The sequence below is a fragment of the Campylobacter sp. RM15925 genome, from assembly GCF_012978775.1.
GTDB lineage: Bacteria > Campylobacterota > Campylobacteria > Campylobacterales > Campylobacteraceae > Campylobacter_A > Campylobacter_A canis.
Genome location: NZ_LIWP01000005.1, coordinates 22021 through 45886, shown reverse-complemented (window position 1 = coordinate 45886; position 23866 = coordinate 22021). Strand labels below are relative to the sequence as shown.

Genomic DNA, 23866 nt, shown 5'->3' with positions numbered 1-23866 from the left:
AATTTATTTCCCAAGACAAAAGCTGCTAAACATCTCATCAAGTATCTCGCCTCTTTCAAACGGCTTAGTTATAGAAGAAATTGAAGCTATTGCCGAATTTATCTCATAAGCAAAGAGCTCAAGTTCGCTTTCATTGAGTAAATTTAAAGCCCTTTTTATAGCTTCGCTTGCATTTTTACAACACTGAATTTGACGTGTCGAATTGAGCAGTACCTCATTTACATCCTGAGCGTCAAGATATACTTCAAGCTCTTTTATTATCTTTTCCGCGCTATTTTTAGCCGAAATTTCAAGCGGATCAGTTAAATTTGATGTGTCAAATTTAAGCTTCAAGTCGCATTTATTAAGTATGTAAAAAATCTTTTTTTGAGAATCTTTAAGCAAATTTATAATCTCAAAATCCTGTTCGTCAACCTCGTTTGAAGCATCAAAAACGGCAAGTATAATATCTGCTTCCTCAATCGCTTTTAAAGAGTGGGTTATGCCTATCTGCTCGATCTTACCTGCGTTTTTACGAATCCCTGCGGTATCTATAATGCGAATTAAATGAGTACCTATACTAAGACTTTCCTCTATGCGGTCGCGAGTGGTGCCTGCTTCATCGCTTATAATTGCTCGCTCATAATTTAGAAGTGAGTTTAAAATAGAGCTTTTGCCTACATTTGGCTTGCCGACGATTGCAACTTTAAAGCCTTCTATAAGCCCTTTGCGAGAATCGCTTATAGCTACTATTTTGCTTAATTTTTCGTGATTTAGCATTAACATATGCTTAATTTCGCTCATTAAATTTTCAGGAAGATCATCGTCCGCATAATCAATGCTAGTTTCAACAAAAGCAAGAGTTTTAACAAGCTCTTTTCTAATCTCGTCTGCAAATTTACCAAGATCTCCCCTCATAGCCCTAGCTATTATCTTGGCGGCACTTTCACTTCTTGCGTTTATTAAATTCTGTATGCTTTCAGCCTTGCTTAGATCCATCTTACCGTTAAGAAAAGCGCGTTTGCTAAATTCTCCCGGCTGCGCAAGTCTGGCTCCTAGTTTTATGAGACGAGAAATGATCAAATTAGCCACAGCAAATCCGCCGTGAATCTGAAATTCCACAACATCCTCGCCCGTAAAGCTAGCAGGTGCTTTAAAATACAAAAGTATACCTTCGTCTATAAATTCATCATCTGAATAAATTTTAGCTAAAGTTGCAAATCTTGGTTTTAAAGTTTGAATATTTGTGAGTTTAAGGGCTAGACTAAGCGCATTTTCGCCACTTAGTCTAACTATGCATATGGAACCTACGCCATGAGCCGTGGCGATGGCTACGATTGTGTCATTCATATTTTTTAAAAAATTCATTCACAATTATAAACTGTTTGTTATTATCGCTTTTAACTCCAACATATTTATCAGGAAATTTCTCTCGTAATTTCTCAAGTGCAATCTTTACTAAAATTCCGTCAAGCGGCTTAGTCTTAGCCTTTCCGGTATTTTGAACTTTCTCAATGATGCCCACCAAGTATTGATCGATAGCACCCTCTTGGTTTTTTAAAAATTCAGCTATCTCAAGCCGAACAAGTAGATTATATTTTGAATTTATCCAGTTATATATCAGATAAGAGATTGCGTTATACCTATAACCCTCTTTGCCTATAAGAAGTGCGGCATCCTCTCCGTCAAGCTCAATCAAAACAGTCTCATCGTCAAATTTATCCACTTCAATCTTGCTTATATCAAAGCAACTTGCGGCAAATAGCCTATCTAATCCATCTTTTATCTCAGGCAAAACTTTTTGAATATCGGCTCTTAGCTTTTGTTCTTTTTGCTTGCTCTCAATCTTTTGCTCATCATCTTTTATATCTTTATTAAAAGTATCTATTATCGAGGTGTCAAGTATATTTTTAGACTCCTCTTTTTTTACTTTAGGCTCTTTTATCTCGGTAATTTCATCTGATTGAATCGCCAAATTCAGAGGCTCGCTCTCAACTGTTTCGTCGCTTTTAAATGCATTATGAGATATATCAAAATTTTGATTTAAAGCACTAGCCGTATCACTCTTTTGATCTTTCTCGGCTTTATTTGCACTGCCATTTTCACCGTTTGAGCTTAAATTATCTCCATTTCTTTTTTCTTTTCTTTTTTTATTTCTATCTCTTCTTTTTTTATCGCTTGAGCCGTTTTGTTTGTCGCTATGATTTTCGGCTTTTTGCGCACTTTTTTCATCCTTATGTTTTTCACTTCCGTTAGAGTTGTTTGAGCCGTTAGAATTTTTACTTTTATGCTCTTCGTGTGCGCTTCGCTCTTTTTTGTCTCTATATTTTTTAGAGCCATTTTTAGGCTTATCGCTCTCTCTTTCGGCTTCAATTATAGCCGTCTTTTTAAAAAACCCTAAAAATCCCATACTTGGATTTTGAATAACTTTTATATCAAGCTCGGTTACGGAGCAGTTTAGCTCCTCTGCGGCCTTTCTAAAAGCCTCTTGCAGTGTTTTTGCTTCAATACGCATTATGCTTTTACCTCCGCTTTTTTATGCTTTTCAAATAGTTTATTTACAAAAATTTGCTGAACAACCGAACATACGTTATTTATAAACCAATAAAGCGTAAGTCCCGCAGGGAACGTTACAAAGAAAAATGTAAATATTAAAGGCAGGAATTTCATAATTTTTTCTTGCATAGGATCGGTAAAATTTGTCGGTGTTAGCTTTTGCTGTAAAAACATCGTTATACCCATTAATATCGGTAGGACGAAATATGGATCCATCACCGCAAGATCCTTTACCCAAAGTATCCAAGGCGCAGCTTTTAGCTCGATCGCATTTAAAAGTACGCGATAAATAGCAAAAAATATCGGAATTTGCATAAGTATCGGCAAGCATCCGCCCATAGGGTTTGCATTGTGCTTGCGATAAAGATCCATCATATGAGCATTTAGTTTTTGCGGATCGCCCTTATATTTAGCTTGCAACTCTTTAACTTTTGGCGCAAGCTCTTTTAGCTTGTTCATAGACAGCATTCCCTTGTATGTTAACGGGAATAAAACTAGCCTTATAACAAGAGTAAGTACCACTATCGCCCAACCCCAGTTGCCGATATAATCGTGCAACAAACTTAAAAATGCAAACATAGGTTTAGCGATAAAAGTAAACCAGCCATACTCTACAACATCGGTTAGTCTATTATCGATTGATTTTAAAATTTTATGATCTTTTGGTCCTATATATCCGCCCGCTTTAAATTCACCGCTATTTTTTATAAATATTATCGCATTTTCGGCAGTATCTGTTGAAACAAGCACGTTTAACGGCTTATCAAAAGAGTAAAGCAAGCTTGTATAGTAGCGATCGCTTGCAGCGGCAATATTTGCGTCGTCAAATACTTCCGTGCCGTCCACATCGCCGTCTTCAAGTATCTTTAACTTATCATCTGCATATCTGATAAGAGCGCCGTGAACTGTATAGCTATCAACCGCTACGCTTGGTCTAAAGCCCGGTGTTACGAAATACTCACCTCCGGTTACCGCAAGGTCTAAATCATAATTTCCGGATGGATAAAATGTAAGCTTTTTGGTTACGGTTGCGCCGTTTAAATTTTGCGTTAAAATAAGAGTTTGCTTATCGCTTGTGACGTCTATCACGCTTGCGCTGCTTGTGTAGTCGGTCTTAAAAGCTTGCTCGTTTAAATTTGTATCGGTAAATCTTATTTCAAGAGGCAAAAGCGTCTTTGAAGTAAGCTCAATCCTACTTCCATCTTCATTTTTATATTTCTCGTCATTTAAATAAAATTTTGAAATTCTACCAAGGCTATCTATATGAGCTTCATAATGAGCTCCTTTAACCACGGCGATATTTTTTAGCTCATTTGCCACAGGGGCTGGAGCACCTGCTGAATTTGAAGTAGAGGACGGTGCGGCTGAAGCATTTTGCGAAGCGCTTTGAGTTGCTACCGTTTTGTTTTGATCTAGCGGCAAATTTTTCGGTATAAAAAAATAATCATAAGCAATAAAAAAGGCAAAAGAGAGAAGAGTCGCCAATAAAACTCGCTTTTGCACTGAAAGTTTGTCTAACACTATATTTCCTTTAATGAGTCTAAAACTTTTACAACATAAAATTTATTCTCTTTGTATGGTATAAACCAAAAATTTATATTAAAATCCGAATTTTGGCTAAAAATAGAAAAAGAGTTAAATTTCTTACGTATCACAGGGTAATCAATACCACCTTTAAATAGCTGATTGCAACGAAGAATTCGAAGAGTAACCGCAACAAATGCAGAAAAAAAATTATTGTTTTTAAAGTGCCAAGCAGCAAATTCAGAGCATGTTGGATAGTAGCGACACGTCTTAGGCGTCATTTTAGAAATATAACGTTGATAAAATTCGATTAAAGACAGCGCCATTTCTCTTATCATTTTATACATCCAAGCTTTTTTAGAGCCCAACTGATGTTTTTCTGGATCTTTTGATATGAAGTATTTTCCAGACCCGCCTTTACAACCACTACATAAACACCGCTTGCAAGCTCATCTTTCATCTGAATAAAAACCGCACGCAAAAGCCTTTTACAGCGATTACGAACAACTGCCTTGCCCACTTTTTTGCTAGCTACGACGGCTAGCTTCATTTCGGTCGAGGGCTTATAAAAAAGCGTAGCATTTTCACAATACCACCTGCTCGCCTCTTTATAAACTGCCGAGAATTCCTTAGAGTCGCTTAAGGAACTAAATTTGACTAAGCCGCCAATCTTTTTCTACCTTTTGCGCGTCTTGCATTGATGACTTTGCGTCCGTTTTTAGTCTTCATTCTTAAGCGAAAACCATGAGTGCGCTTTTTAGGTGTTTTATGAGGTTGATAAGTCCTTTTCATACCTTTTTCCTTTTTAAAATTTAATGATAAAGTCGTGATTTTAACAACAAATTACTTAAAATCCATTGAATAAAATTTGCAAGCCTTTTAAAAATAATTCAAATTCGGTGCTATAATTTTAAAAATTTTAAAGGTTCATTAATGTCAAATTTTACTATCACAAAAGCAACCAGAGCGGATATAAAGCCAATTTGTACCTTGGTAAAAGAGCTTGCGGAGTATGAGAAACTATCTCATATCATTAGTTTTAAAGAAGATGAGTTTGCTTTTTGCATTTTTGATAAAAATTACGCTCAAATTTTAGTGTGCAAAAGCGAAAATGACATTGTCGGATACGCAATTTATTTTTACACTTTCTCGACGTTTTTAGGACGAGGCGGAATATATTTAGAGGATTTATACGTAAAGCAAGATTATAGAGCAAAAGGTATAGGCAGGGCATTTTTAGCTCGTCTTGCTCAAATTTGCAAAGAGGAAAATTTAAGTAGACTTGAGTGGGCTTGTCTGAACTGGAACGAGCCTAGTATTAAATTTTATGAAAATTTAGGCGCGATAAATCTATCCAAAGAGTGGCGCACGTATAGACTAAATGGCGAAAATTTGGTGAATTTAGCAGATGATAAAAGATAGTTTATTGAGTTTTAACTCATACTTTGATAATATCTCGCAATGATTTACGCCGATAAAAACGAAATTTTAAGACAGCTTTGCTATCTAAGAGCTTTTGGGTATAGATACATAAACCCGTCGTTTGGCTCGCAAATTTATAGCGATGTTTCAACCGATATAACCGAGCTTGAAAACCAGATAAAAAATTGCAACCTCTGCGATCTTTGCAAGAGCAGAAATCACGCTTTAACGGGTAGTGGAGATCTTAACTCAAAAGTTATGTTCATAACCGATACTCCAAGCGTAAGCGAGGATATAAGCGGGAGATATCTTGAAGGAAGTGCTGGAGATAAATTTTGCACGCTTGTTAAGCAAAATTTAGGGCTTAGCAAAGATGAGTTTTATGTAACCAGCATAATAAAGTGCAAAACGCCTTCAAATTTAGCTCCCAGCCTAATAAACTACGAGCTTTGTAAGCCATATCTGCTGTCGCAAATAGACATAATATCGCCAAAAGTGATAGTGGCTCTTGGCGAAAACGTATTTTTAAATTTAATTAACGAAAGCGAACAAAAGCAGAGCTTTGAATCAATCAGAGGCAATCTTTTGAAATTCAAAAGCTCAAATTTGCTTGCCACCTACTCGCCTGCATGGGTGCTTAAAAATCCGAGCAAAGAGCAGGCTTTAATACAAGACTTAAAAAACATTAAAGGGCTATTATGAAAAAATTATTACTGATATTGCTTGTGCCTACGCTATTTTTTGCAAAGAGTCAAAAGCTCTCGGACATCCAGCCCGCTCATGAAATTTATATAAATTTAGAGCCTTTTAAGTGCAATGACACCTGCTTGCTTGAACTTGTAAAAAACGGTCTGCTTCACAGCTTTTTAGCAAGGTATGAAAGAAGCCAGAACATCGAAGTTATCGAAGCTTTTAACTCGATAACCGGAGGAGCGGGCTTTAATGAGCCGATGTTTATCCCAAGTGCCGATGCCGAATTTAAAATAGCAATCATAGTCCCCGAAAACAGTATAAAAAGCTATGCCGGTATCGTTGCAAACTCCGTAATTGCCTATACAATAAGACAAAACGCAAATATAGACGTCAAATTTTACAACATCGGCAACGAATCTCCCGGAGCCATTGACTCAGCCATAGCAAAAGCAAAAAGCGAAAACATAAGCTATCTGATAGCTCCTTTTACCGCCGTGGGAGCCAATTATCTAAATAGCGTTTTAGACTCCTCGATGCTTGCTTACGTGCCTACTTTACATATTTCAAGCGTGGAAAATTTAAGGGCAAATTTGATCTTTGGAGGCATTGATTACAAAGACCAGATAGCAAAACTCCTTGAGTTTTCAAACGGCAAAGTTGCTGCATTTTCTGACGGAAGCGCGCTTGGAAACAGTCTAAATAGATATAGCGACGAGCTTGGCGGAGGGCTTGCTTACGAAAATATTATCGCAGGAAATCAGACCGATTTTAAAGGCTTTTTAAGCGGCAATTCAAGATTGGCCGAAGCTACTATATTTTTAAACGTACCTATCGTAAAAGCATCCATGTTAAGCTCGCAACTTAGGCTATATGACGTAAAAAGCGCAGCTCTTCTTAGCACTCAGATAAACTATACGCCAAATATATTTAAGCTAACACAACCTGAAGACAGAGCAAATATGTATATCGCAAATTCACTATCGGATGTCGATATGGCGCTTGATTCTAACAATGAAATTTTAAGCCAAGATATCAATTTTAACTGGGTCGGCTATTCGACAAGCGTAGGAATGGACTACATCTACACCGCCTACTTAAATCAAAACGCACAAAAGCTATTTAGCGAGCGAATAGAAAATTCTCAAGTGATTTACAATACAAAAATTTTAAAAGCAGGCGAATCAAGCTTTATTCAAGCAGACGCGACGAGATAAACTCAAGCATCTGCTCGCTCATCTTCGCCATGCCTTTTTCGTTCATAAAAGCTACCGTCACATCGGCTTCAAAGAGCAGTTCAGGCTCGCACCCGCTCTTTAAATTTCCGACTTTATAAATTTGCTGATTTATAACGACGGAGACTTTTTTAACCTGCACGGCTTTGCTTCTAACCTCAATCATATCACCAAGTGTCGCGGGCTTTTTAAATTTAGCGTGAATTTCACTTACTACGAAGTAGCCATCCTTACTAAACGGCTCCAAATCGGAGTTAAAAAACGCCTCACTCCTTGCTCTTTCGCAAAATTTGATATAGTTAGCGTGATATACTATCCCCGCAGCGTCCGTATCTTCGTAGTAAATTCTAAATTTCATACACATTCCTTAAAATTATTCTTCTCTTGCTTTGCGTTTAGATCACACCTTGCGCCACGCGTTACCATTAAAGATTGCTCATAAAAGATCAAAAGCGTCACAGAAACGCCCACTCCAAGTGCAAGAGAAACTGCAACGGTGGTTAGCGCATTATCAAAAAAGAGCATTAGGTAAGTGATCTTTTGAGAAATTTCACTGCTATTAGTAAAAGAAAATAGAGCCAAAATACTCTTGTAAGCGTAAATTCCAGGCACCATCGGCAAAAGCGCGGGAAAAGCTATGATCTCGGCAGGCACTTTTAGTTTGCGTGCAAAAAATATCCCTAAAATTCCAACCAAAAAAGATGCAAAAAGAGTAGCGATCGAGATAGAAAAAATTTCACTCTTTAGCATCATAAACCTACTTGCATGAGCAAGTGCGGCAAGTGCCGCGGAGTAGATCAAAGTGCGTTTCGGAGGAGAGCTTGCATAAGCAAAGCCAAGCCCCGCAATCGCCGCAAAAAACGCATCTGTAAGAGTTAAAAAAATGAGATCAAACATTTAAAAGCTCTATATTTGAAATGGCAATCGTCATATAAACGCCTATTGCGATACAGATGATAAGAAGCCCTGTATTTAGCCCTCTGCTAATGCCAACGAGCGTGTTTTCATTGAGTATGTCAAAGACCGAATTTATAAGCAAAACGCCCGGCATCAAAAACAAAATGCTCGATCCAATCGCCACGTCAGGTGTATTTGAAACTCCAAGATAAACTCCAAGATAAGCGATAAAAGACGAGATAAAAGAGACTATGATGTATTGAATTTTTAAATTTATGCCAAATTTACTAAACAGATGTCTTAGATAAAATCCGATAAAAGTAGCCACAAAAACACTTGCCATCGAGCCTATATCCCCGCCAAAGAGCTTGCAAAAAGCCGAATTTGCAAAACTCATCAAGATAAGCGATACGCCGAAATTTCGCTTAGTGTGGCTTATGATCTCATTAAAAAAGCTTCTTGCTCTTTTAAGCGAAATTTTCTCGTCATAAATTTGCCAGCTAAGAGCGCTCAGCTCGGATATGAGGTTAAAGCTGATAGGCATTGTAGCGCTTGATTTTACGTATGTTCGGCGGATCGAATTATCATTTGGATCCATCACGCTTATAGTAAAATGCTTCACGAATATAGTAAGGCTCACGTCGTATCCGTAAGCGCGCGCTATCCTGCTTACACAGCGATCTATGCGAGCGGTGTAAGTGCCGATACTTAGCATCTTTGCCGCGTAGTCAATCAAAAAATCAGTCACCTCTTGGATATCGGGCTTTTCTTGCATAAATTTGCCTTAAGCCTCTTTTGCACGTGGAAATTTGATAAAAAAGAGCAAAAGCTGAGCAACCATCATCACTTTCATCACAAGCTCGCTTGCCTTATGCACCTGAAAAAACTCAGGCGTCGTAGTTCCAGCTTCACCCAAAGCCTGCGCGTTTAGCACGTAAGGAGTAAAATAAAAGACAAAAGATGCAGCCAGAGCAAAATTTATAAGCGCGAGCATAAAAGAGCTGAATTTTAGAGCAAACTTAACGTCGCTTCTAAGTGCAAAAAGCTCGTAAACAAGTGCCAAAATCGCAACTGCGATTAAAACGTAGTTAAATTTTACAAATATATTTGTCATCAAAAGTCCGCTTTGAAAATGTGTCAAAACGCCCTCTCCTATGATACTCTGCGGATAAAAAAGCGTAGGCGCGATAAAAGCTCCTATTGAAATTTCTATGCCGATTAGAGCCGCTAAAAGCAAAAGATATAAACCTTTCATATTTTTCCTTTAAATTTGATATTTGAATTTGGCGACAAATCCCCTGTCAAAACCCGCCAAATCCTTATAAAATTTAGCCTCAAATTTGTTAATTTCAAGGGCTTTTGCCATACTTTCTTTTTGATCGTAACCCATCTCGCAAACGAGATTTTTTACATTACGATTTCTTGCTTGCAAGATGATGTTTTTTAAAATTTCATCGCCGTTTTTACCGCCAAATAGCGCCTCATGTGGCTCATTTAGCACGAATTTGCTAAGTTTATAGCCGTCTGCTATATAAGGCGGATTTGAAACGACTAGATCAAATTCGCCCCAAGCCTCGTCCATATATGAGCAATGAATAAAATTGATGCGCTTTTCTACACCGAATTTAATGGCATTTTTATGCGCTAGCCTTAAAGCTTTTTCGCTTATATCGGTTGCCGTTATCAACGCGCTTGAATTAAGTGCCAAGCATATACTTACAATCCCGCTTCCAACGCCTATCTCGCAAACTTTTGGAGCATTAAATTCGCGTAAAATTTCAAGCGATTTTTCAACCAAAATTTCAGTCTCGGGACGAGGGATTAAAACTCCATTTTCAACTAAAAATTCAAGTCCGTAAAAGCCCGCTTTACCCGTTATATACTCAAGCGGCTCGCAAGAGGCAAACCTATCAATAAGCGCGAAATACTCATCCTTAGCTTCAAGCTCTTTGCTTAAATTTAAAAACACCCACTCTATGCTCACGCCAAGATGATGCATAAGCAAAATTTTAGCAACTCTTGCGGGATTGTCGCATAAAGATGAAATTTGAGTGCTTGCCTCTTTTAGCGCCTCATCTATTCTCATTTTTTAGCTCATTTATACGCTCATAAAGGCTGGGATGCGAGTGATAGATAAAGGCATAAGTAGGATGCGCCTTAGGGAAAGCCCTATTTTCGCTAGCCAGCTTATTAAGAGCACTTATCATGTCATCTTTACTCTTTACGCTTGCACCGAATTTATCCGCGCCAAACTCGTTCTTTCTGCTTACAGATGAGATAACTGGGCTAAAAACGAAGCTAAAAATCGGCGAGAAAAGAAGCATAAATACGATTATCGCTCCGCCCTCTTTCTCAAGCCCAAGCGCGTTATATGCAGACGCAGGGATATTTCCAAACAGCGCAAACATCGCAAGTAGCATCACGGCGCTAAGAGCTATCATCTTAAATAGATCCTTATGCTTAAAGTGTCCCAGTTCATGACCCAAAACGGCGATTATCTCATCTAGGCTAAGCTTTTTTATAAGCGTGTCAAAAAGCACCACGCGCTTTGTCGCTCCAAGTCCGCCAAAATAAGCATTTAGCCTGTTATCTCGCTTGCTTGCATCCATACTAAACACACCGCTACTCTTAAATCCGCAACTATCAAGCAGTCCTTCTATAGAGCTTTTAAGCTCACCCTCTTCAAGCGGTTGCATCTTGTTAAAAAGCGGTGCGATTATAGTCGGATAGATCAAATTTATCATTAAAACTATCACAAAACTAAGAGAAAAAGCCCATAACCACCAAAGCTCGCCCAAAAAATCGATACAAAGCAAGATAAGCCAGACAAAAAGCGAGCCGAAAACAAGAGTTAATGCAAGAGCTTTTAAAGTATCCATTATAAAAATTTTTGGAGTCGTGTTTGAAAATCCGTGCTTTTTATCCTTGACAAAGGTTTCGTATATGCCAAACGGCAACTCAAGAATGGAGGATATGATTATAAAGCTCATCACAAAGATGATATTTTCGCTTACAGAGCCGCCTTTAAGCGTGATATCTGCTAAAAATTTAAGCCCCCAAAACGCCCAGATCATAAATATACCCAAATGATAAACAAGGCTTGCTATCTGAAATTTTTGGTTTGCGATAGCTATTTTAGCCGCACTTTTATACTCTTCCTCGCTAAGCACGACGGCTTTAGCCCTGCTCTCTTTAGCTATAAAACTTATCTGCAAAAACGCCAGATAAATTTTAACTAAAGTGTATATAAAAAATATAGTTATTAAAAGATTAAACATCTATTTCCTTATTATAAATTATAAATTTTGCAAAATACTATCAAAATTTAGTAAATCATTTCAAAAAATTGTCATAAAAACTGCTTGCAAAAACGATCAAAATCACAAACGGAATTATATATTTTACATACAAAAACCATAAGTTGATTATCTTTTTGTGATTTTCGCTTCCTTGTAAAATTTCAGCCTTCGCCTCATCCTTTAAAACCCAGCCGACAAATATCGCACATAGCAAAGACGTAAGCACGAAAAATATCGTCGCACTTATGGCGTCATAAGCGTCAAAGATATTTTTACCGAAAATTTTTACTTCGCTTAGCAAATTCGTAGCCATTAAAGAAGGTAAATTTCCAAGCACAAAAATAGCCGCTAGCACTATCAAAATCGCTTTTTTGCGATCTATTTTCATCTTTTCTTGAAGTGTAGTTATAAGCACTTCATAAATAGGAAGTGAAGTAGTAAGAGCCGCTATCATAAGCAATGTAAAAAACGTAACCGCAAAAACGCCTCCAAACGGCATGTGCGAAAATACTATCGGGAGGCTTTTAAACACAAGGCTTGGCCCGCTATCAGGCGTTACTCCGAAGCTAAAAAGCGAAGGAAATATCATAAAGCCCGCAAGCACGGCTATAACGGTGTTTAAAATTCCAGTTATCACCGAAATTTTAACCAGCGCCTCGTCCTTTTTAACAAAACTAGAAAGCGTTATCATCACACCAAATCCAAGCGAAAGCGCAAAAAACACCTGCCCAAGTACATCTATAAAAAGCTTCATACTGATCTTTGAAAAATCAGGCGTGAGATAAAATTTAATCCCTTCCATAACTCCTTCAAGAGTTATGTTTTTAACCACCATTGTAATCATAAGCAAAAAGAGTATCGGCATGAGATACTTAGCTGCTTTTTCGATCCCTTCAACCGCACCTTGAGTTAAGATGATGTAATTTACCATAACAAAAACCAAGGTAGCAAAGCCGACTGAAAAAGGATTATTTACGATATTTTGCTCATAAAACGCACTTGTCGTGGCAAAATCAACAACTTTTGAGAGATCAAGCGACCCAAATAAAATTTGCGCTATATAATTTAGCACCCAGCCGCCTATAACCATATAATAAGCCATTATCCCAAAGGCTCCCGCCAAGCTCATATAGCCTGCCACTCGCCAAATTTTGGCTATCTTTTTACCGTTTGCAACACCGCTAAAAGAGTCTATGACATTTACTTTAAGGCGCCTTCCGATAGCGTTTTCAACTAAGATCATCGGAATTCCTATGACGATCATAGCTATACAAAAGGTAAGCACATACGCCCCGCCTCCGTTTTGACCGACCAGATAAGGAAACCGCCAAGTCGCGCCAAAACCGACCGTAGCGCCCGCAATAGCAAGTATATAAGTAAGTCTTGAGCTCCAAGATCCTCTTTTCATAAATCATCCTTCAAAAAAAGGGTGATTATATAAAAATTTACTTAAATTTAAGCCTGCACGCCTCTAATGGTATGCAAAAACTGCATGTGTTTGCGGTACTGCTCAACGATGTCGTTTATGATAGTAGCCTCGCTCCAGCCGAGTATATCATAGTCTTGTCCGCCCTCTTTTAAAAACACTTCGGCTCTGTAATACAAATCATCTCCTTCAAGAGCTCTGGTATAATCAGGGCTTTCCATTCTAACTAGCTTTACTCCGTAGCTAAAGTCCATCTCATCGCCAAGCCCTACGATCAAATTTATAAAATTTCGCTTTTCGTCCTTTGAAATTTTAGCCTGCAAGCCGTTTTTCTCAAATTCAGCCCTCACCTCATCAAAGACCTTTTCGATAACCTCGCTTATAAATTTGTCTGCGTTTTTCTTATTTGGTAGCGATATGATCGTTTTTAACCTCTCTTGCCAAGTTTTAGACATCTCAGAAACGGGCATGTTGGCTAAATTTCTGCTTTGTTTTTTTATGAGATCTACTCTAAGAGCCTGAAAAAGCCCGTAAATAGCTACCAAAAGCGCAATGGTAAAAGGAAGTGCGGAAGCTATCGTCATAGCCTGAAGCGAGGCTAGTCCGCCACCAAGCATAAGAAAACAAGATACAACGCCAATCGCCGCTCCCCAGAAAATTTTCTGCCAAAGAGGAGTGTTGTCTTTGCCGTTTGAGCAAAGCATATTCATAATCATCGCCGCAGAGTCAGCCGAAGTAATGAAAAATATAGCTATCATAAGCACGGCTATAGTGCCAAGCAGACTTGAAAATTTAAAGCTATCCAAAAACATAAAAAGAGCCGATGCGGTGTTTGAATTTGCAGCTTCGGCGAGCTCGCTAAATCCGTTTTGAACAAGAGTTATAGCGCTGTTTCCAAAGAAAGTCATCCACATAAACGTAAATCCCGTAGGCACCAAAAGTGCTCCTACGACAAACTCTCTTATTGTCCTGCCCTTTGAAATCCTAGCGATAAAAAGCCCTACAAAAGGCGACCAAGAGAGCCACCATGCCCAGTAAAGAAGCGTCCAACCGCCAAGCCAAGAGCTGTTTGCTTTCTGATAAGCGTAGAGGTTAAAGGTATTTGAGATAAGCGTGGATACGTAGTTGCCGCTATTTTGCACGAGCCTTTGAAGAAGATCGGTGGTATTTCCTAAAAACAATATAAAAAGCATAAATATAATGGCCATGATGATGTTTGAATTTGAAAGAATTTTTATGCCCTTATCCACTCCGCTTGCGGCTGAAACGGTAGCCAGCAAACATAACACTACAAGCAAAGTTATATGCATACTAGGAGCTCCAAATACGTGAGTAAGCCCGGCATTTACCTGCACGACTCCATATCCAAGAGAGGTAGCCACTCCAAAAAGTGTCGCAACCACTGCAAAAACGTCTATCACATCTCCGATCTTGCCGTAAATTCTCTCGCCTATAAGCGGATAAAACGCCGATCTAAGCGTAAGAGGAAGGTTGTGTCTATACGCAAAAAAGGCAAGTATAAGCGCGACGATGGCATAAGTAGCCCAAGCGCCCACACCCCAGTGAAAGAAAGTGATATTCATGGCAAGCTTGGCAGCCTCCATGCTTTTAGGCTCACCGACGGGTGGGTTAAGATAGTGCATAAGCGGTTCGCTCACGCCAAAAAACACAAGCCCTATACCCATACCCGCGGCAAATAGCATGCCAAACCAAGATAAATTCGCATATTCGGGCTTTGAGTGATCGGCTCCTAGCTTTATATCTCCAAATTTGCTAAATCCCAGCATAATAACACAAAGCACGATAATGGCGATAGCAAGCACATAAAACCAGCCGAATTTGATAGTGATGAAATCTTGCATGGATTTAAAAAATTCGCTTGATCTCTCAGGAAAAACAACAGAAAAAATAGCAATCATAAATATGATAAATACCGATGGATAAAATACGGATGAGTTAAATTTCGAGTTTTTTATAAAGGTCATAAATCTCCTTGTTTATTTTAAGCTTGCTTTTAACTTACTTGAATTTTGTAAATAAGTCAAATAAATTATAAATGTAAAACATATTAAATCCTTAAATTTAGGGAAAGTAACAGCCAAATTTTATTCCGCTAAATTTTGATAAAGAGTTTTATAAAGTATTTTTAGAAGCAATGCAAATTTGAATTTGTATAAATTTCCAAATTTTGCTTTTAGGCTCTGTTTTTAGGATATAAATTAAATTTAGCGGCTTTAAATTTCAATCCTTAGATTTGTAAAATTTGAAATTTTTAAAATTCTAATCAATATTTTTTATTATTTAAGAAATATTTTATTTTAAATAAGTATAATTCCGAAATAATAAATTTTATTAAAAGGAAAAAATTATGAGACAACTAACAACTACTTCGGGCAATCCAATCGCCGACAACCAAAACTCGCTAACGGCAGGTGCTCGTGGCGGCGTTATGATGCAAGATTATCAACTAATCGAAAAACTTGCTCACCAAAACAGAGAGAGAATCCCTGAAAGAACGGTTCACGCTAAAGGTAGCGGTGCATACGGCGTGCTTGAGATAACTAATGACATATCTAAATATACAAAAGCTAAAGTTCTTCAAAAAGGCGAAAAAACAAAGCTATTTTTACGCTTTTCAACAGTTGCAGGCGAAGCGGGAGCTGCAGATGCGGAGCGCGACGTAAGAGGATTTGCAATTAAATTTTATACAAAAGAAGGCAACTGGGACTTAGTAGGAAACAACACTCCTGTATTTTTCTTAAGAGATGCTTACAAATTCCCTGATTTCATCCACTCTCAAAAGAGAGATCCTCGCACACACCTACGCTCAAACGAAGCGGCATGGGATTTTTGGAGCTTAAGCCCTGAAACACTTCACCAAGTAACGATCCTAATGAGCGATAGAGGAATTCCTGCAAGCTACAGAACTATGCATGGATTTGGAAGCCACACTTATAGCCTAATCAACAAAGACGGCGAGAGATTTTGGGTGAAATTCCACTTCAAATCACGCCAAGGAATTAAAAATTTAACTAACAAAGAAGCGGCTGATATCGTTGCAAACGACAGAGAGAGCCACCAAAGAGATCTATACGAAAATATAGAAAAAGGCAATTTCCCAAGCTGGGATTTCAAGATCCAAATAATGACTGACGAGCAAGCTAAAAAGCTACCTTTTAGCCCGTTTGACTTAACTAAAACATGGTCTCATAAGGATTTTCCACTGATTGAAGTAGGCGTTATGACTCTAAATGAAAACCCTAAAAACTACTTCAACGAAGTTGAACAAGCGGCATTTAGCCCGTCAAACATAGTTCCTGGCATCAGCTTTAGCCCTGATAAGATGCTTCAAGCTAGAATTTTCAGCTATCCTGACGCTCAAAGATACAGAATCGGAACTCACTATGCACAACTTAAGGTTAATCAACCTATAAGTGAGATAGGCACTTACACCGTAGGCGGAGCTATGAATAACGGCATGTACGAGATCGAAGACAAGGCTTACTACGAGCCAAACAGCTTTGGCGGTGCCAAAGAAAACAAAGACTTCCTAGAGCCTGACATCGCTCTTGAAGGAGTAATGCAAAGACACGATCATAGAGCCGAAGATAGCGATTACTACAGCCAACCAAGAGATCTATTTAACCTAATGAACGACTCTCAAAAATCTCAGCTATTTAACAACATAGCAGAGAGTATGTGCGGAGTAAGCGACTTCATAGTTGAGCGCGCACTTGGACATTTTGAGAAAATTTCACCGGCTTATGCAGCAGGCGTTAAAGCTGCACTTAAGAAATAAGTTATGAGTGATAGAAATTTAGAGATTAGCAAAGAAGAAGAGGCAAGGTATAACGAACTTTGCCTCATGGCGCTTGATTTTGCAAGAAAAGACGAAGTAAGCGAGCTTGAAAAGATGATAAAAGCTGGGCTAAATGTAAATTTAAAATCCGCTAAAGGCGATACGCTCTTAATGCTTGCAAGCTATAATAACTCCATAAATACCGTAAAAATGCTAATAGCAAACGGCGCACTGGTAGATGAAAGAAACGATAGAGGGCAAACCCCTCTTGCGGGAGCTGCATTTAAAGGATACTTGGATGTGGTAAAGGCTCTAGTTGAAGCGGGTGCGGACATAAACGCAAACAACGGCATGGGAGCTACGCCTCACACTTTTGCCGTGATGTTTGGTAGAAGCGAAGTGGCAAAATACCTGCTAAGCGTAAATAAAAAACCAAGCCTAATAGCAAAAATAGGCTCAAATTTGCTCTCTATTTTTGGCAAAAAAGCTTCATAACATCCTCCTTTCAAGAGAGCTTCGGCTCTCTTGATTCTTTGCTCAATACGGCTATTTATACAAATTTACACCCCAAAATTCACATTATCTAAACTAAAAATTTAATAAATTAGTCTCATTTTGAAACATTAAAACATATAAAAAATATAAATATTATTAAATTTATAATCCAAACAGCAACCTTTAAGCCTTTTTAAATATAATTTTTAAATATGCCAAAATTAAGGATACAAGATGAATTCTTTGGTTTTACTCTTTGTTGGCTTAAGTGCTTTTGCGATCGGATTTTTCATCTATTCAAAATTTATCGCTCAAAAGATCTTAAAGCTTGATCCGAATTTCAAAACTCCTTCGCAAGAATTTGAAGACGGCGTTGATTATGTCCCGACAAACAAATTCGTCCTTTGGGGTCATCACTTCACATCAGTTGCAGGCGCTGCTCCTATCGTAGGTCCTGCGATCGCGGTTATTTGGGGTTGGTTGCCTGCGTTTTTGTGGGTTATCTTGGGCACGATATTTTTTGCGGGCGTGCATGACATGAGCACAATTTGGGCAAGTGTGCGTAACAAAGGCTACTCTATAGGCACCATATCAGGGCAAATTCTAAGCAAACGCGCAAGAAGCCTTATGATGGTGGTTATATTCTTGCTTTTGCTTATGGTAAATGCCGTATTTGCCGTGGTTATAGCAGGAATGATGATAAAAACTCCTTCATCCGTCGTTCCTGTTTGGGGTGCGCTTGTAGTTGCGTTTTTCATCGGACAGGCTATTTATAAATTTAAATTCAACCTTCCTATCGTATCACTCATTGGCGTAATTGCGCTTTATGCTCTGATATTTATCGGACCTAGCGTTCCGCTAGCTCTACCCGATAAAGTTCTTGGGCTTGATGCCAATGCCGCTTGGATAGTTATTTTATTTATTTACGCAGCCATAGCTTCGACTTTACCTGTCTGGATGCTTCTTCAGCCAAGAGACTACATCAACGGGCTTCAGCTATTCATCGGTCTTGGAGCGCTTTATTTCTCATTTTTAGTAGTTTCTCCAGATATTGTAGCTCCTGCGTTTAACTCAAACGTCCCTGCCGGAACTCCGTCACTATTTCCGCTTCTTTTTGTAACCATAGCTTGCGGTGCGATATCGGGCTTTCACGGGCTAGTTTCAACCGGAACTACGGCAAAACAAGTTAAAAACGAAACGGATGCTAGATTTGTCGGATACTTCGGAGCTATCGGAGAGGGTTTGCTAGCGCTTGCAGCCATACTTGCGGCGACTGCGGGCTTTGCAAGCTTGGCTGAATGGGAAGGCGTATATAGCTCGTTTGGCAAGGGAGGCATAGGAGCATTTATCGATGGCGGCGGAAGAATTTTGAGCCAAGGTATCGGACTAAGCCCTGAAATTTCAGCAACGATGCTAACGGTTATGGCGGCTTTATTTGCAGGAACTACTATGGATACGGGCGTAAGACTTCAAAGATACATTTTTCAAGAGTGGGGTGAAGTTTATAACTTAAATTTCTTAAAAAACGGCAAGGTTGCTACTCTTTTTGCGGTAGGCTCATGCTTGCTTTTAGCATTTGGCGCAGGCGGAATCGACGGCAAGGGAGGCATGATCATATGGCCGTTATTTGGCACCACAAACCAACTTATGGCAGGTCTTTCTCTGCTTATAATTACCGTTATGATACTGAGACAAAAAGGTGCTATCAGATACACTCTTATACCGCTTGTTTTCTTGCTTTCGGTTACTTTTGTAGGTTTGCTGCTTCAGCTTGTGGATTTTTACAACAAGAGCAACTGGCTGCTTATCACGCTTGATTGTATCATTTTAGGCGCTACGATCTTAGTCTGCTTGGAAAGCTTTTCAGTACTTAAAAAAGAATTTAAAAGCAAATGAAAGAGCAGATAAAGGCGTTTTTAGAGGGGCTTAGCGAATACTACAACGCCCCTTATAGAAGCGCTCTAACAAAGAGCTATCAAGAAGAAAATGATTTTTTTATGCTGATGGTTTTTGCAGAAAGTCTCGGCATAGAAAATCCCGTTTCGTTTTATACCATAGAAACTTTGCCGTTTTTGCTTGAGGAATTTCACGCATGGCATAAACGTATGGGTATGCAAAGCTCCCCGATTGATCACTTTGGGTGTTGCTGATGACGCCTATTTTATTTATAGGAGGAAAAGGCGGAGTCGGTAAAACCACCATATCCGCCTCGATAGCTTCCAAGCTAGCTGCAAGCGGCAAAAAAACACTCATCATATCAACCGATCCGGCTCACAGTCTAGCCGATGCGCTTGACGTAAATCTAAGTCACAAGATAAAAAATGTAAGCGCAAATTTAGACGCTCTTGAGCTTGATCCGACCCTTATCACAAACGAACACTTCAAAAACATCGAAGAGACGCTAAAGACCTACTCAAAGCCGGAGATGTTTGCTAAGATAAAGCAGCATTTAGAGCTTTCTAAAGACACTCCGGGGGCTCAGGAAGCCGCACTTCTTGAAAAAGTATGCGAGCTTATTACTGACAGAAAAGATTACGATCATATCGTATTTGATACCGCTCCTACGGGACATACGATCAGGCTTTTATCCATGCCTAGCATTATGTCGGCGTGGAGCGAAGGGCTTATGAGACACCAAAAAGATCGCGAAAAGGTAGCCGACGCCGCTAAGGTCTTTTGGCAAAAGAAAGAAAACTACGAGCACAATCCGTTTGCACCAAGCAAAGAGCTAAGATGGCAGCAAGCCTTAAAGCGTCTTGATGAGCGTAAAAAACTCTTTAATGAAGCAAATCAAACGCTAAAGGATCCTAGCCTAACTTCGATTTATCTAGTTATGATACCTCAAGCTCTGCCTCTTTTTGAAACCCTGCGCGCAAACGAAACTTTAGAGAAATTCGGCATAAAAGTCGGAGGAATTTTTATAAATCAAATCATCCCGCAAGCTCAAACCGATAGCTTTTGGCAAGCTCAGATCAAAAAGCAAGATGAAATTTTGGCTAAATTTCATAGAGCATTGCCAAAGACTAAGAAATTTTACGTTATGCTAAGCAAAGAGGATTTAAGGGGTGTGGATAAGCTTGCGAATTTAAAATTTGAAGATAGGCTTTAAACAAAATTTGAAAGCTTTAGTAGGGTTTAGTAGTAGTACGACTTCAATATATCACACGCAAATAAAAGCTATATCTTAACTGCAAATATAAAAGACTTTATAGTTTTGTTACGCAAAAGATAGTGCAATAGCTACTTCTTTTAAATTTCTAGTAGCGCTTAGATTTCTTTTTTAACTATCCAAATTTTCAGCGATTTCCAAAACTTCAAAATACTCGTTTTCTAAAATTTCAAGCTCTTGTTTAGCAGCTTCAAGCTCCCCATAAAGCTTAGTTAGTCCTATTTTTTGATAAACATTTGGATCGCTGAGTTCATCATTTAGTTTTGAAATTTGAGCCTCTAAAACAGCGATTTTATCCGGATGATTTTGTAAAATTTGATTTTCTTTATAGCTTAATTTCCTACTCTTACTCTTTTGTTTTTCGGCCGAATTTTCGCTATCTTTGTTAATCTCGGCTTCAAATTTATCAAGCTCGTTTAGCTCATCTTCAAGCTCAAGATAAACACTATAATCCTGATGAACCACTTCGATTTTAGCACTCTCAAAAGCCCAAAGTTTAGATGAAATTTTATCCACAAAATACCTATCGTGACTAACAAGCAAGATAGCTCCTTCAAAGCTTTGCAGATAATCTTCTAAAATATTAATAGTTGCTATATCAAGGTCGTTTGTCGGCTCATCAAGCACAAGCACATCGTATTCGCCCGCAAAAAGCAAAGCAAGCGCAACGCGGTTTTTCTCCCCTCCGCTTAACACGCCGATTGGCTTATCTAAAAACTCTTTTGGAAAGAGGAAATTTTTAAGATATCCGTACACGTGCATATTTCGTCCGCGCACCTGCACCCTATCTCCGCCGTTTGGACAAAATACCTCTATAAGGCTTTTTTCGTCGCTTAACGCGCTTCTTGCCTGATCAAAATACCCTATCCTCACATCGCCACGCTTGATCTCGCCACCGCTTGGTTTATCAAGTCCCAGCAAAATTTTTAGCAAAGTACTCTTACCGCTCCCGTTTCGCCCTACTATAGCGATACGCTCTCCTTGCAATACTCGCGCGTCAAATTTTTCAAATAAAATTTTACTGCCAATGTTCTTGCTTAAATTTTTAATCTCAAAAAGCATTTTTTTGCGATTTGTCGAGTGGGTTTGGTTGAAATTTTTACTCGCACGCTCAAGCTCAAGTCTTACTCGTCTGATAACGCCGGGATTTTTCTTGGCTTCTTCACGCATCTGCATAACGCGCTCTTTGCGACCCTCGTTGCGCTTAAGGCGAGCTTTAACTCCTCGTCTTAGCCACTCCTCTTCGCTTTTAAGCTGCTTTAGTAATGTCTCGTGAGATTTGGCCAAAGAGAGTAAAATTTCCTCCTTTTTGGCTAAATAGTTAGCATATCCGCCGTCAAAACTTCGAAGTTTGCCCTCCTCGACCTCAACGCTTCTAGTCGCCAAAGCATCGATAAAATAGCGATCATGGCTTATAAATACGATGGTTTGCTTTGAGCTTTTAAGCATCTGTTCTAAAAAACGCACCATATATACGTCAAGGTGGTTTGTCGGCTCATCAAGTAAGAGTACATCGGGCTTTTTAAGGATTAAAGCGCCTAGTGCTACGCGGCGAATTTCACCACCGCTAAGGCTAGAAACCGCCCTATTTTCATACTCTTTTAGCTTAAATTCGATCAAAACCTGCTCGATCTTTCGCTCGATCTGCCAGCCGTCTTTCGCTTCTATAAATTTTATAAGCTCATCTTGCCTTAAATTAAGCTCCTTATCACTTGGATTGTCGGAAAGCTTTTCAAGCACGGTTGCATACTCGCTTCTAGCATCAAATATCTCTTTAAGCTCTAAATTTAAAGCCTCCTTGACGCTTATACCTTCATCAAATTTAGGATTTTGCGCGAGCATCTCGACCTTTATGCCGTTTTGCACTACACGCCTTCCCGTGTCAGGCTCATAGCTTCCTGCTACAAGCTTCATAAGAGTGCTCTTGCCGCTTCCGTTTTTGCCTATGACGGCTATGATCTCACGCTCGTTTATGCTGAAATTTATCTGATTTAAAATTTCATTAGCGCCAAATTTCTTACTAACTTCGATAAGATCGACTAACGCCACTTTAACCCTTAAAACGAGTGTTGCATACTAAGTGCAATTATGCAAAGCGTAAGAGCCATCGGCACATAGATGTATCTTCCTATGTTATACCAAAGCGCGCCTTGAGCTCTAGCCGCACCTGTATTTATCTCGTCCATTATCTCTTCTTTTTTGATAATCCAAAACCAAGATATTGCGCCTATGACCGCACCGATAGGGATGATATAGATAGATACGAAATCCATCCAAGGACCCCATTTGCTAATAGCTTCCATATTTACGCCGATGCCAAAGCAAACAACACACAAGATAATCAGCATAGGCACGCGTTTTATATTTGGGAATTTGTGCATTATCGATTCGGCGACGGCTTCAAACATATTTTGTAAAGACGTTATACCGCCAAATATCACCGCCGTAAATAAAATAATCGCAAAAATTTGCCCGCCGGGCATATCTTGTAAAATTTTAGGCAAAGTTACAAAAAGCAGCCCAGGACCGGCAGCCGGATCCATAGAGTAAGCAAACACCGCAGGTATCATTACAAGAGCAGCCGTCATCGCCGCAAGAGTATCAAAAAAAGCCGTCTTCTTAGCAGAATCTACAATATCTTCTTTTTTAGATAGATAGGCTCCATAAACTATCATGCCAGATCCCGTGATAGAAAGTGAGAAGAACGCCTGCCCCATCGCAGCTACCCAAACCATAGGCTCGCTTAACTTATCCCAGCCTCCTCTAAAGATAAATTTATATCCTTCAAAAGCCCCGTCAAGCATAGCAACCCTAATAGCAAGTATAAAAAACAGCACGAAAAACAGAGGCATCATTATTTTATTTGTCTTTTCTATGCTCTTTGCGCCAAAAAGAAGGGTAAAGAGCGTGCCCGCAACCACTATAAAGTGAAAAGGAATGACCGAATAATCACTGAAAGCAAAAGACTCAAACCAGGTATTTGTATCAACGCTCATTAAAGAGCCCGTGATAGCTTGAGTAAGCGCCTTTAGGATATAAGCGATGATGACGGCATAGCCTATGGCTATACACATGGAGCCTGCCAGCGGTATCCAGCCTACGATTTTGCCTATCTTATCAAGTCCGCGCGTGCTAAAAGCATACTCGTAAGAGCCAAGGGTACCTGTTTTGGCTCGCCTGCCGATAGCGTATTCGGCCGAAAGTCCCACATATGAAAATATCGCGATAAAAAACAGATATATAAGCAAAAATGCGCCTCCACCGTTTGTCCCTACTTTGTAAGGAAACCCCCAGACGTTTGCCATGCCTATAGCAGAGCCTACCGAAGCGATTATAAAGGCCCATCTTGAAGTGAAATTTCTCTTTTCCATTTCG

Annotated in this window: 24 protein-coding genes; 8 read left to right on the top strand and 16 right to left on the bottom strand. The window is 39.1% G+C overall.

The window, feature by feature from the left end; genetic code table 11:
• Positions 1 to 3 precede the first annotated feature (3 nt).
• Genes mnmE through rpmH form a run of 6 tightly spaced genes read right to left on the bottom strand, consistent with a single transcriptional unit; the run spans position 4 to position 4851 of the window.
• Positions 4 to 1329: a tRNA uridine-5-carboxymethylaminomethyl(34) synthesis GTPase MnmE gene (gene mnmE, locus CDOM15925_RS04175; RefSeq protein WP_169941414.1), complete on the bottom strand. Its 1326-nt coding sequence runs from the start codon at positions 1327 to 1329 to the stop codon at positions 4 to 6.
• Entirely contained in the window at positions 1322 to 2494 is a 1173-nt protein-coding gene (locus CDOM15925_RS04170) for a Jag N-terminal domain-containing protein (RefSeq protein ID WP_169941412.1), read from the bottom strand. Before CDOM15925_RS04170 ends, mnmE begins: the two co-directional genes overlap by 8 nt.
• A complete protein-coding gene (yidC, locus tag CDOM15925_RS04165) occupies positions 2494 to 4056 on the bottom strand; it encodes a membrane protein insertase YidC (protein WP_169941410.1) in 1563 nt (520 codons plus the stop codon). The genes CDOM15925_RS04170 and yidC overlap by 1 nt, the downstream gene beginning before the upstream one ends.
• Entirely contained in the window at positions 4056 to 4397 is a 342-nt protein-coding gene (gene yidD, locus CDOM15925_RS04160) for a membrane protein insertion efficiency factor YidD (RefSeq protein WP_211436671.1), read from the bottom strand. Before yidD ends, yidC begins: the two co-directional genes overlap by 1 nt.
• Positions 4394 to 4729 (bottom strand): ribonuclease P protein component, encoded by a 336-nt coding sequence (rnpA, locus tag CDOM15925_RS04155; RefSeq protein ID WP_169941607.1) that lies wholly within the window; start codon positions 4727 to 4729, stop codon positions 4394 to 4396. Before rnpA ends, yidD begins: the two co-directional genes overlap by 4 nt.
• Positions 4717 to 4851, bottom strand: coding sequence for a 50S ribosomal protein L34 (gene rpmH, locus CDOM15925_RS04150; RefSeq protein WP_002940373.1), 135 nt, complete (start codon positions 4849 to 4851; stop codon positions 4717 to 4719). Before rpmH ends, rnpA begins: the two co-directional genes overlap by 13 nt.
• Before the next feature lie 141 nt (positions 4852 to 4992).
• Between rpmH and CDOM15925_RS04145 the strand changes: the two genes are divergently transcribed.
• The 3 genes from CDOM15925_RS04145 to CDOM15925_RS04135 are packed head-to-tail and all read left to right on the top strand — an operon-like array spanning position 4993 to position 7388.
• Complete coding sequence (locus CDOM15925_RS04145; RefSeq protein WP_169941408.1) at positions 4993 to 5481, top strand: GNAT family N-acetyltransferase; 489 nt, start codon at positions 4993 to 4995, stop codon at positions 5479 to 5481.
• A 39-nt stretch (positions 5482 to 5520) separates the two neighbouring features.
• Positions 5521 to 6183 (top strand): uracil-DNA glycosylase, encoded by a 663-nt coding sequence (locus CDOM15925_RS04140; protein ID WP_169941406.1) that lies wholly within the window; start codon positions 5521 to 5523, stop codon positions 6181 to 6183.
• Positions 6180 to 7388 (top strand): type 1 periplasmic-binding domain-containing protein, encoded by a 1209-nt coding sequence (locus tag CDOM15925_RS04135; RefSeq protein WP_169941404.1) that lies wholly within the window; start codon positions 6180 to 6182, stop codon positions 7386 to 7388. The genes CDOM15925_RS04140 and CDOM15925_RS04135 overlap by 4 nt, the downstream gene beginning before the upstream one ends.
• Here the strand turns inward: CDOM15925_RS04135 and CDOM15925_RS04130 are convergent.
• Genes CDOM15925_RS04130 through CDOM15925_RS04095 form a run of 8 tightly spaced genes read right to left on the bottom strand, consistent with a single transcriptional unit; the run spans position 7363 to position 15013 of the window.
• Complete coding sequence (locus CDOM15925_RS04130; RefSeq protein WP_169941402.1) at positions 7363 to 7764, bottom strand: YbgC/FadM family acyl-CoA thioesterase; 402 nt, start codon at positions 7762 to 7764, stop codon at positions 7363 to 7365. The genes CDOM15925_RS04135 and CDOM15925_RS04130 overlap by 26 nt on opposite strands.
• Entirely contained in the window at positions 7761 to 8303 is a 543-nt protein-coding gene (locus tag CDOM15925_RS04125) for a threonine/serine exporter family protein (RefSeq protein ID WP_169941400.1), read from the bottom strand. Before CDOM15925_RS04125 ends, CDOM15925_RS04130 begins: the two co-directional genes overlap by 4 nt.
• Entirely contained in the window at positions 8296 to 9078 is a 783-nt protein-coding gene (locus tag CDOM15925_RS04120; RefSeq protein WP_169941398.1) for a threonine/serine exporter family protein, read from the bottom strand. The genes CDOM15925_RS04125 and CDOM15925_RS04120 overlap by 8 nt, the downstream gene beginning before the upstream one ends.
• A 9-nt stretch (positions 9079 to 9087) precedes the next feature.
• Complete coding sequence (locus tag CDOM15925_RS04115; protein WP_169941396.1) at positions 9088 to 9558, bottom strand: DUF4149 domain-containing protein; 471 nt, start codon at positions 9556 to 9558, stop codon at positions 9088 to 9090.
• A 9-nt stretch (positions 9559 to 9567) separates the two neighbouring features.
• Complete coding sequence (prmC, locus tag CDOM15925_RS04110) at positions 9568 to 10389, bottom strand: peptide chain release factor N(5)-glutamine methyltransferase (RefSeq protein WP_169941394.1); 822 nt, start codon at positions 10387 to 10389, stop codon at positions 9568 to 9570.
• The gene (locus CDOM15925_RS04105; protein WP_169941392.1) at positions 10376 to 11581 is read right to left on the bottom strand and encodes a M48 family metallopeptidase; all 1206 of its coding nucleotides are present in this window, start codon (positions 11579 to 11581) and stop codon (positions 10376 to 10378) included. Before CDOM15925_RS04105 ends, prmC begins: the two co-directional genes overlap by 14 nt.
• A gap of 55 nt (positions 11582 to 11636) precedes the next feature.
• Positions 11637 to 13010: a sodium-dependent transporter gene (locus CDOM15925_RS04100; protein ID WP_169941390.1), complete on the bottom strand. Its 1374-nt coding sequence runs from the start codon at positions 13008 to 13010 to the stop codon at positions 11637 to 11639.
• 47 nt (positions 13011 to 13057) lie between these two features.
• Positions 13058 to 15013 carry a BCCT family transporter gene (locus CDOM15925_RS04095; protein ID WP_169941388.1) on the bottom strand — a complete coding sequence of 652 codons (1956 nt, stop codon included), beginning with the start codon at positions 15011 to 15013 and terminating at the stop codon, positions 13058 to 13060.
• Between the two features lie 383 nt (positions 15014 to 15396).
• Between CDOM15925_RS04095 and CDOM15925_RS04090 the strand changes: the two genes are divergently transcribed.
• The 5 genes from CDOM15925_RS04090 (at position 15397) to CDOM15925_RS04070 (ending at position 20431) form a co-directional block, all read left to right on the top strand.
• Complete coding sequence (locus tag CDOM15925_RS04090) at positions 15397 to 16827, top strand: catalase (protein ID WP_169941386.1); 1431 nt, start codon at positions 15397 to 15399, stop codon at positions 16825 to 16827.
• Between the two features lie 3 nt (positions 16828 to 16830).
• Positions 16831 to 17322 carry an ankyrin repeat domain-containing protein gene (locus tag CDOM15925_RS04085; RefSeq protein WP_169941384.1) on the top strand — a complete coding sequence of 164 codons (492 nt, stop codon included), beginning with the start codon at positions 16831 to 16833 and terminating at the stop codon, positions 17320 to 17322.
• Positions 17323 to 17556: 234 nt separating this feature from the next.
• Positions 17557 to 19218: a carbon starvation CstA family protein gene (locus tag CDOM15925_RS04080; protein ID WP_169941382.1), complete on the top strand. Its 1662-nt coding sequence runs from the start codon at positions 17557 to 17559 to the stop codon at positions 19216 to 19218.
• A complete protein-coding gene (locus tag CDOM15925_RS04075) occupies positions 19215 to 19472 on the top strand; it encodes a cory-CC-star protein (protein WP_169941380.1) in 258 nt (85 codons plus the stop codon). The genes CDOM15925_RS04080 and CDOM15925_RS04075 overlap by 4 nt, the downstream gene beginning before the upstream one ends.
• The gene (locus CDOM15925_RS04070; protein ID WP_169941378.1) at positions 19472 to 20431 is read left to right on the top strand and encodes an ArsA family ATPase; all 960 of its coding nucleotides are present in this window, start codon (positions 19472 to 19474) and stop codon (positions 20429 to 20431) included. The genes CDOM15925_RS04075 and CDOM15925_RS04070 overlap by 1 nt, the downstream gene beginning before the upstream one ends.
• A gap of 171 nt (positions 20432 to 20602) precedes the next feature.
• On the opposite strand, the gene abc-f is transcribed toward CDOM15925_RS04070, so the two are convergent.
• Both abc-f and CDOM15925_RS04060 read right to left on the bottom strand, forming a co-directional pair.
• A complete protein-coding gene (gene abc-f / locus CDOM15925_RS04065) occupies positions 20603 to 22540 on the bottom strand; it encodes a ribosomal protection-like ABC-F family protein (RefSeq protein ID WP_169941376.1) in 1938 nt (645 codons plus the stop codon).
• Positions 22541 to 22548: 8 nt separating this feature from the next.
• Entirely contained in the window at positions 22549 to 23862 is a 1314-nt protein-coding gene (locus CDOM15925_RS04060) for a sodium-dependent transporter (protein ID WP_169941374.1), read from the bottom strand.
• Between the last annotated feature and the right edge of the window lie 4 nt (positions 23863 to 23866).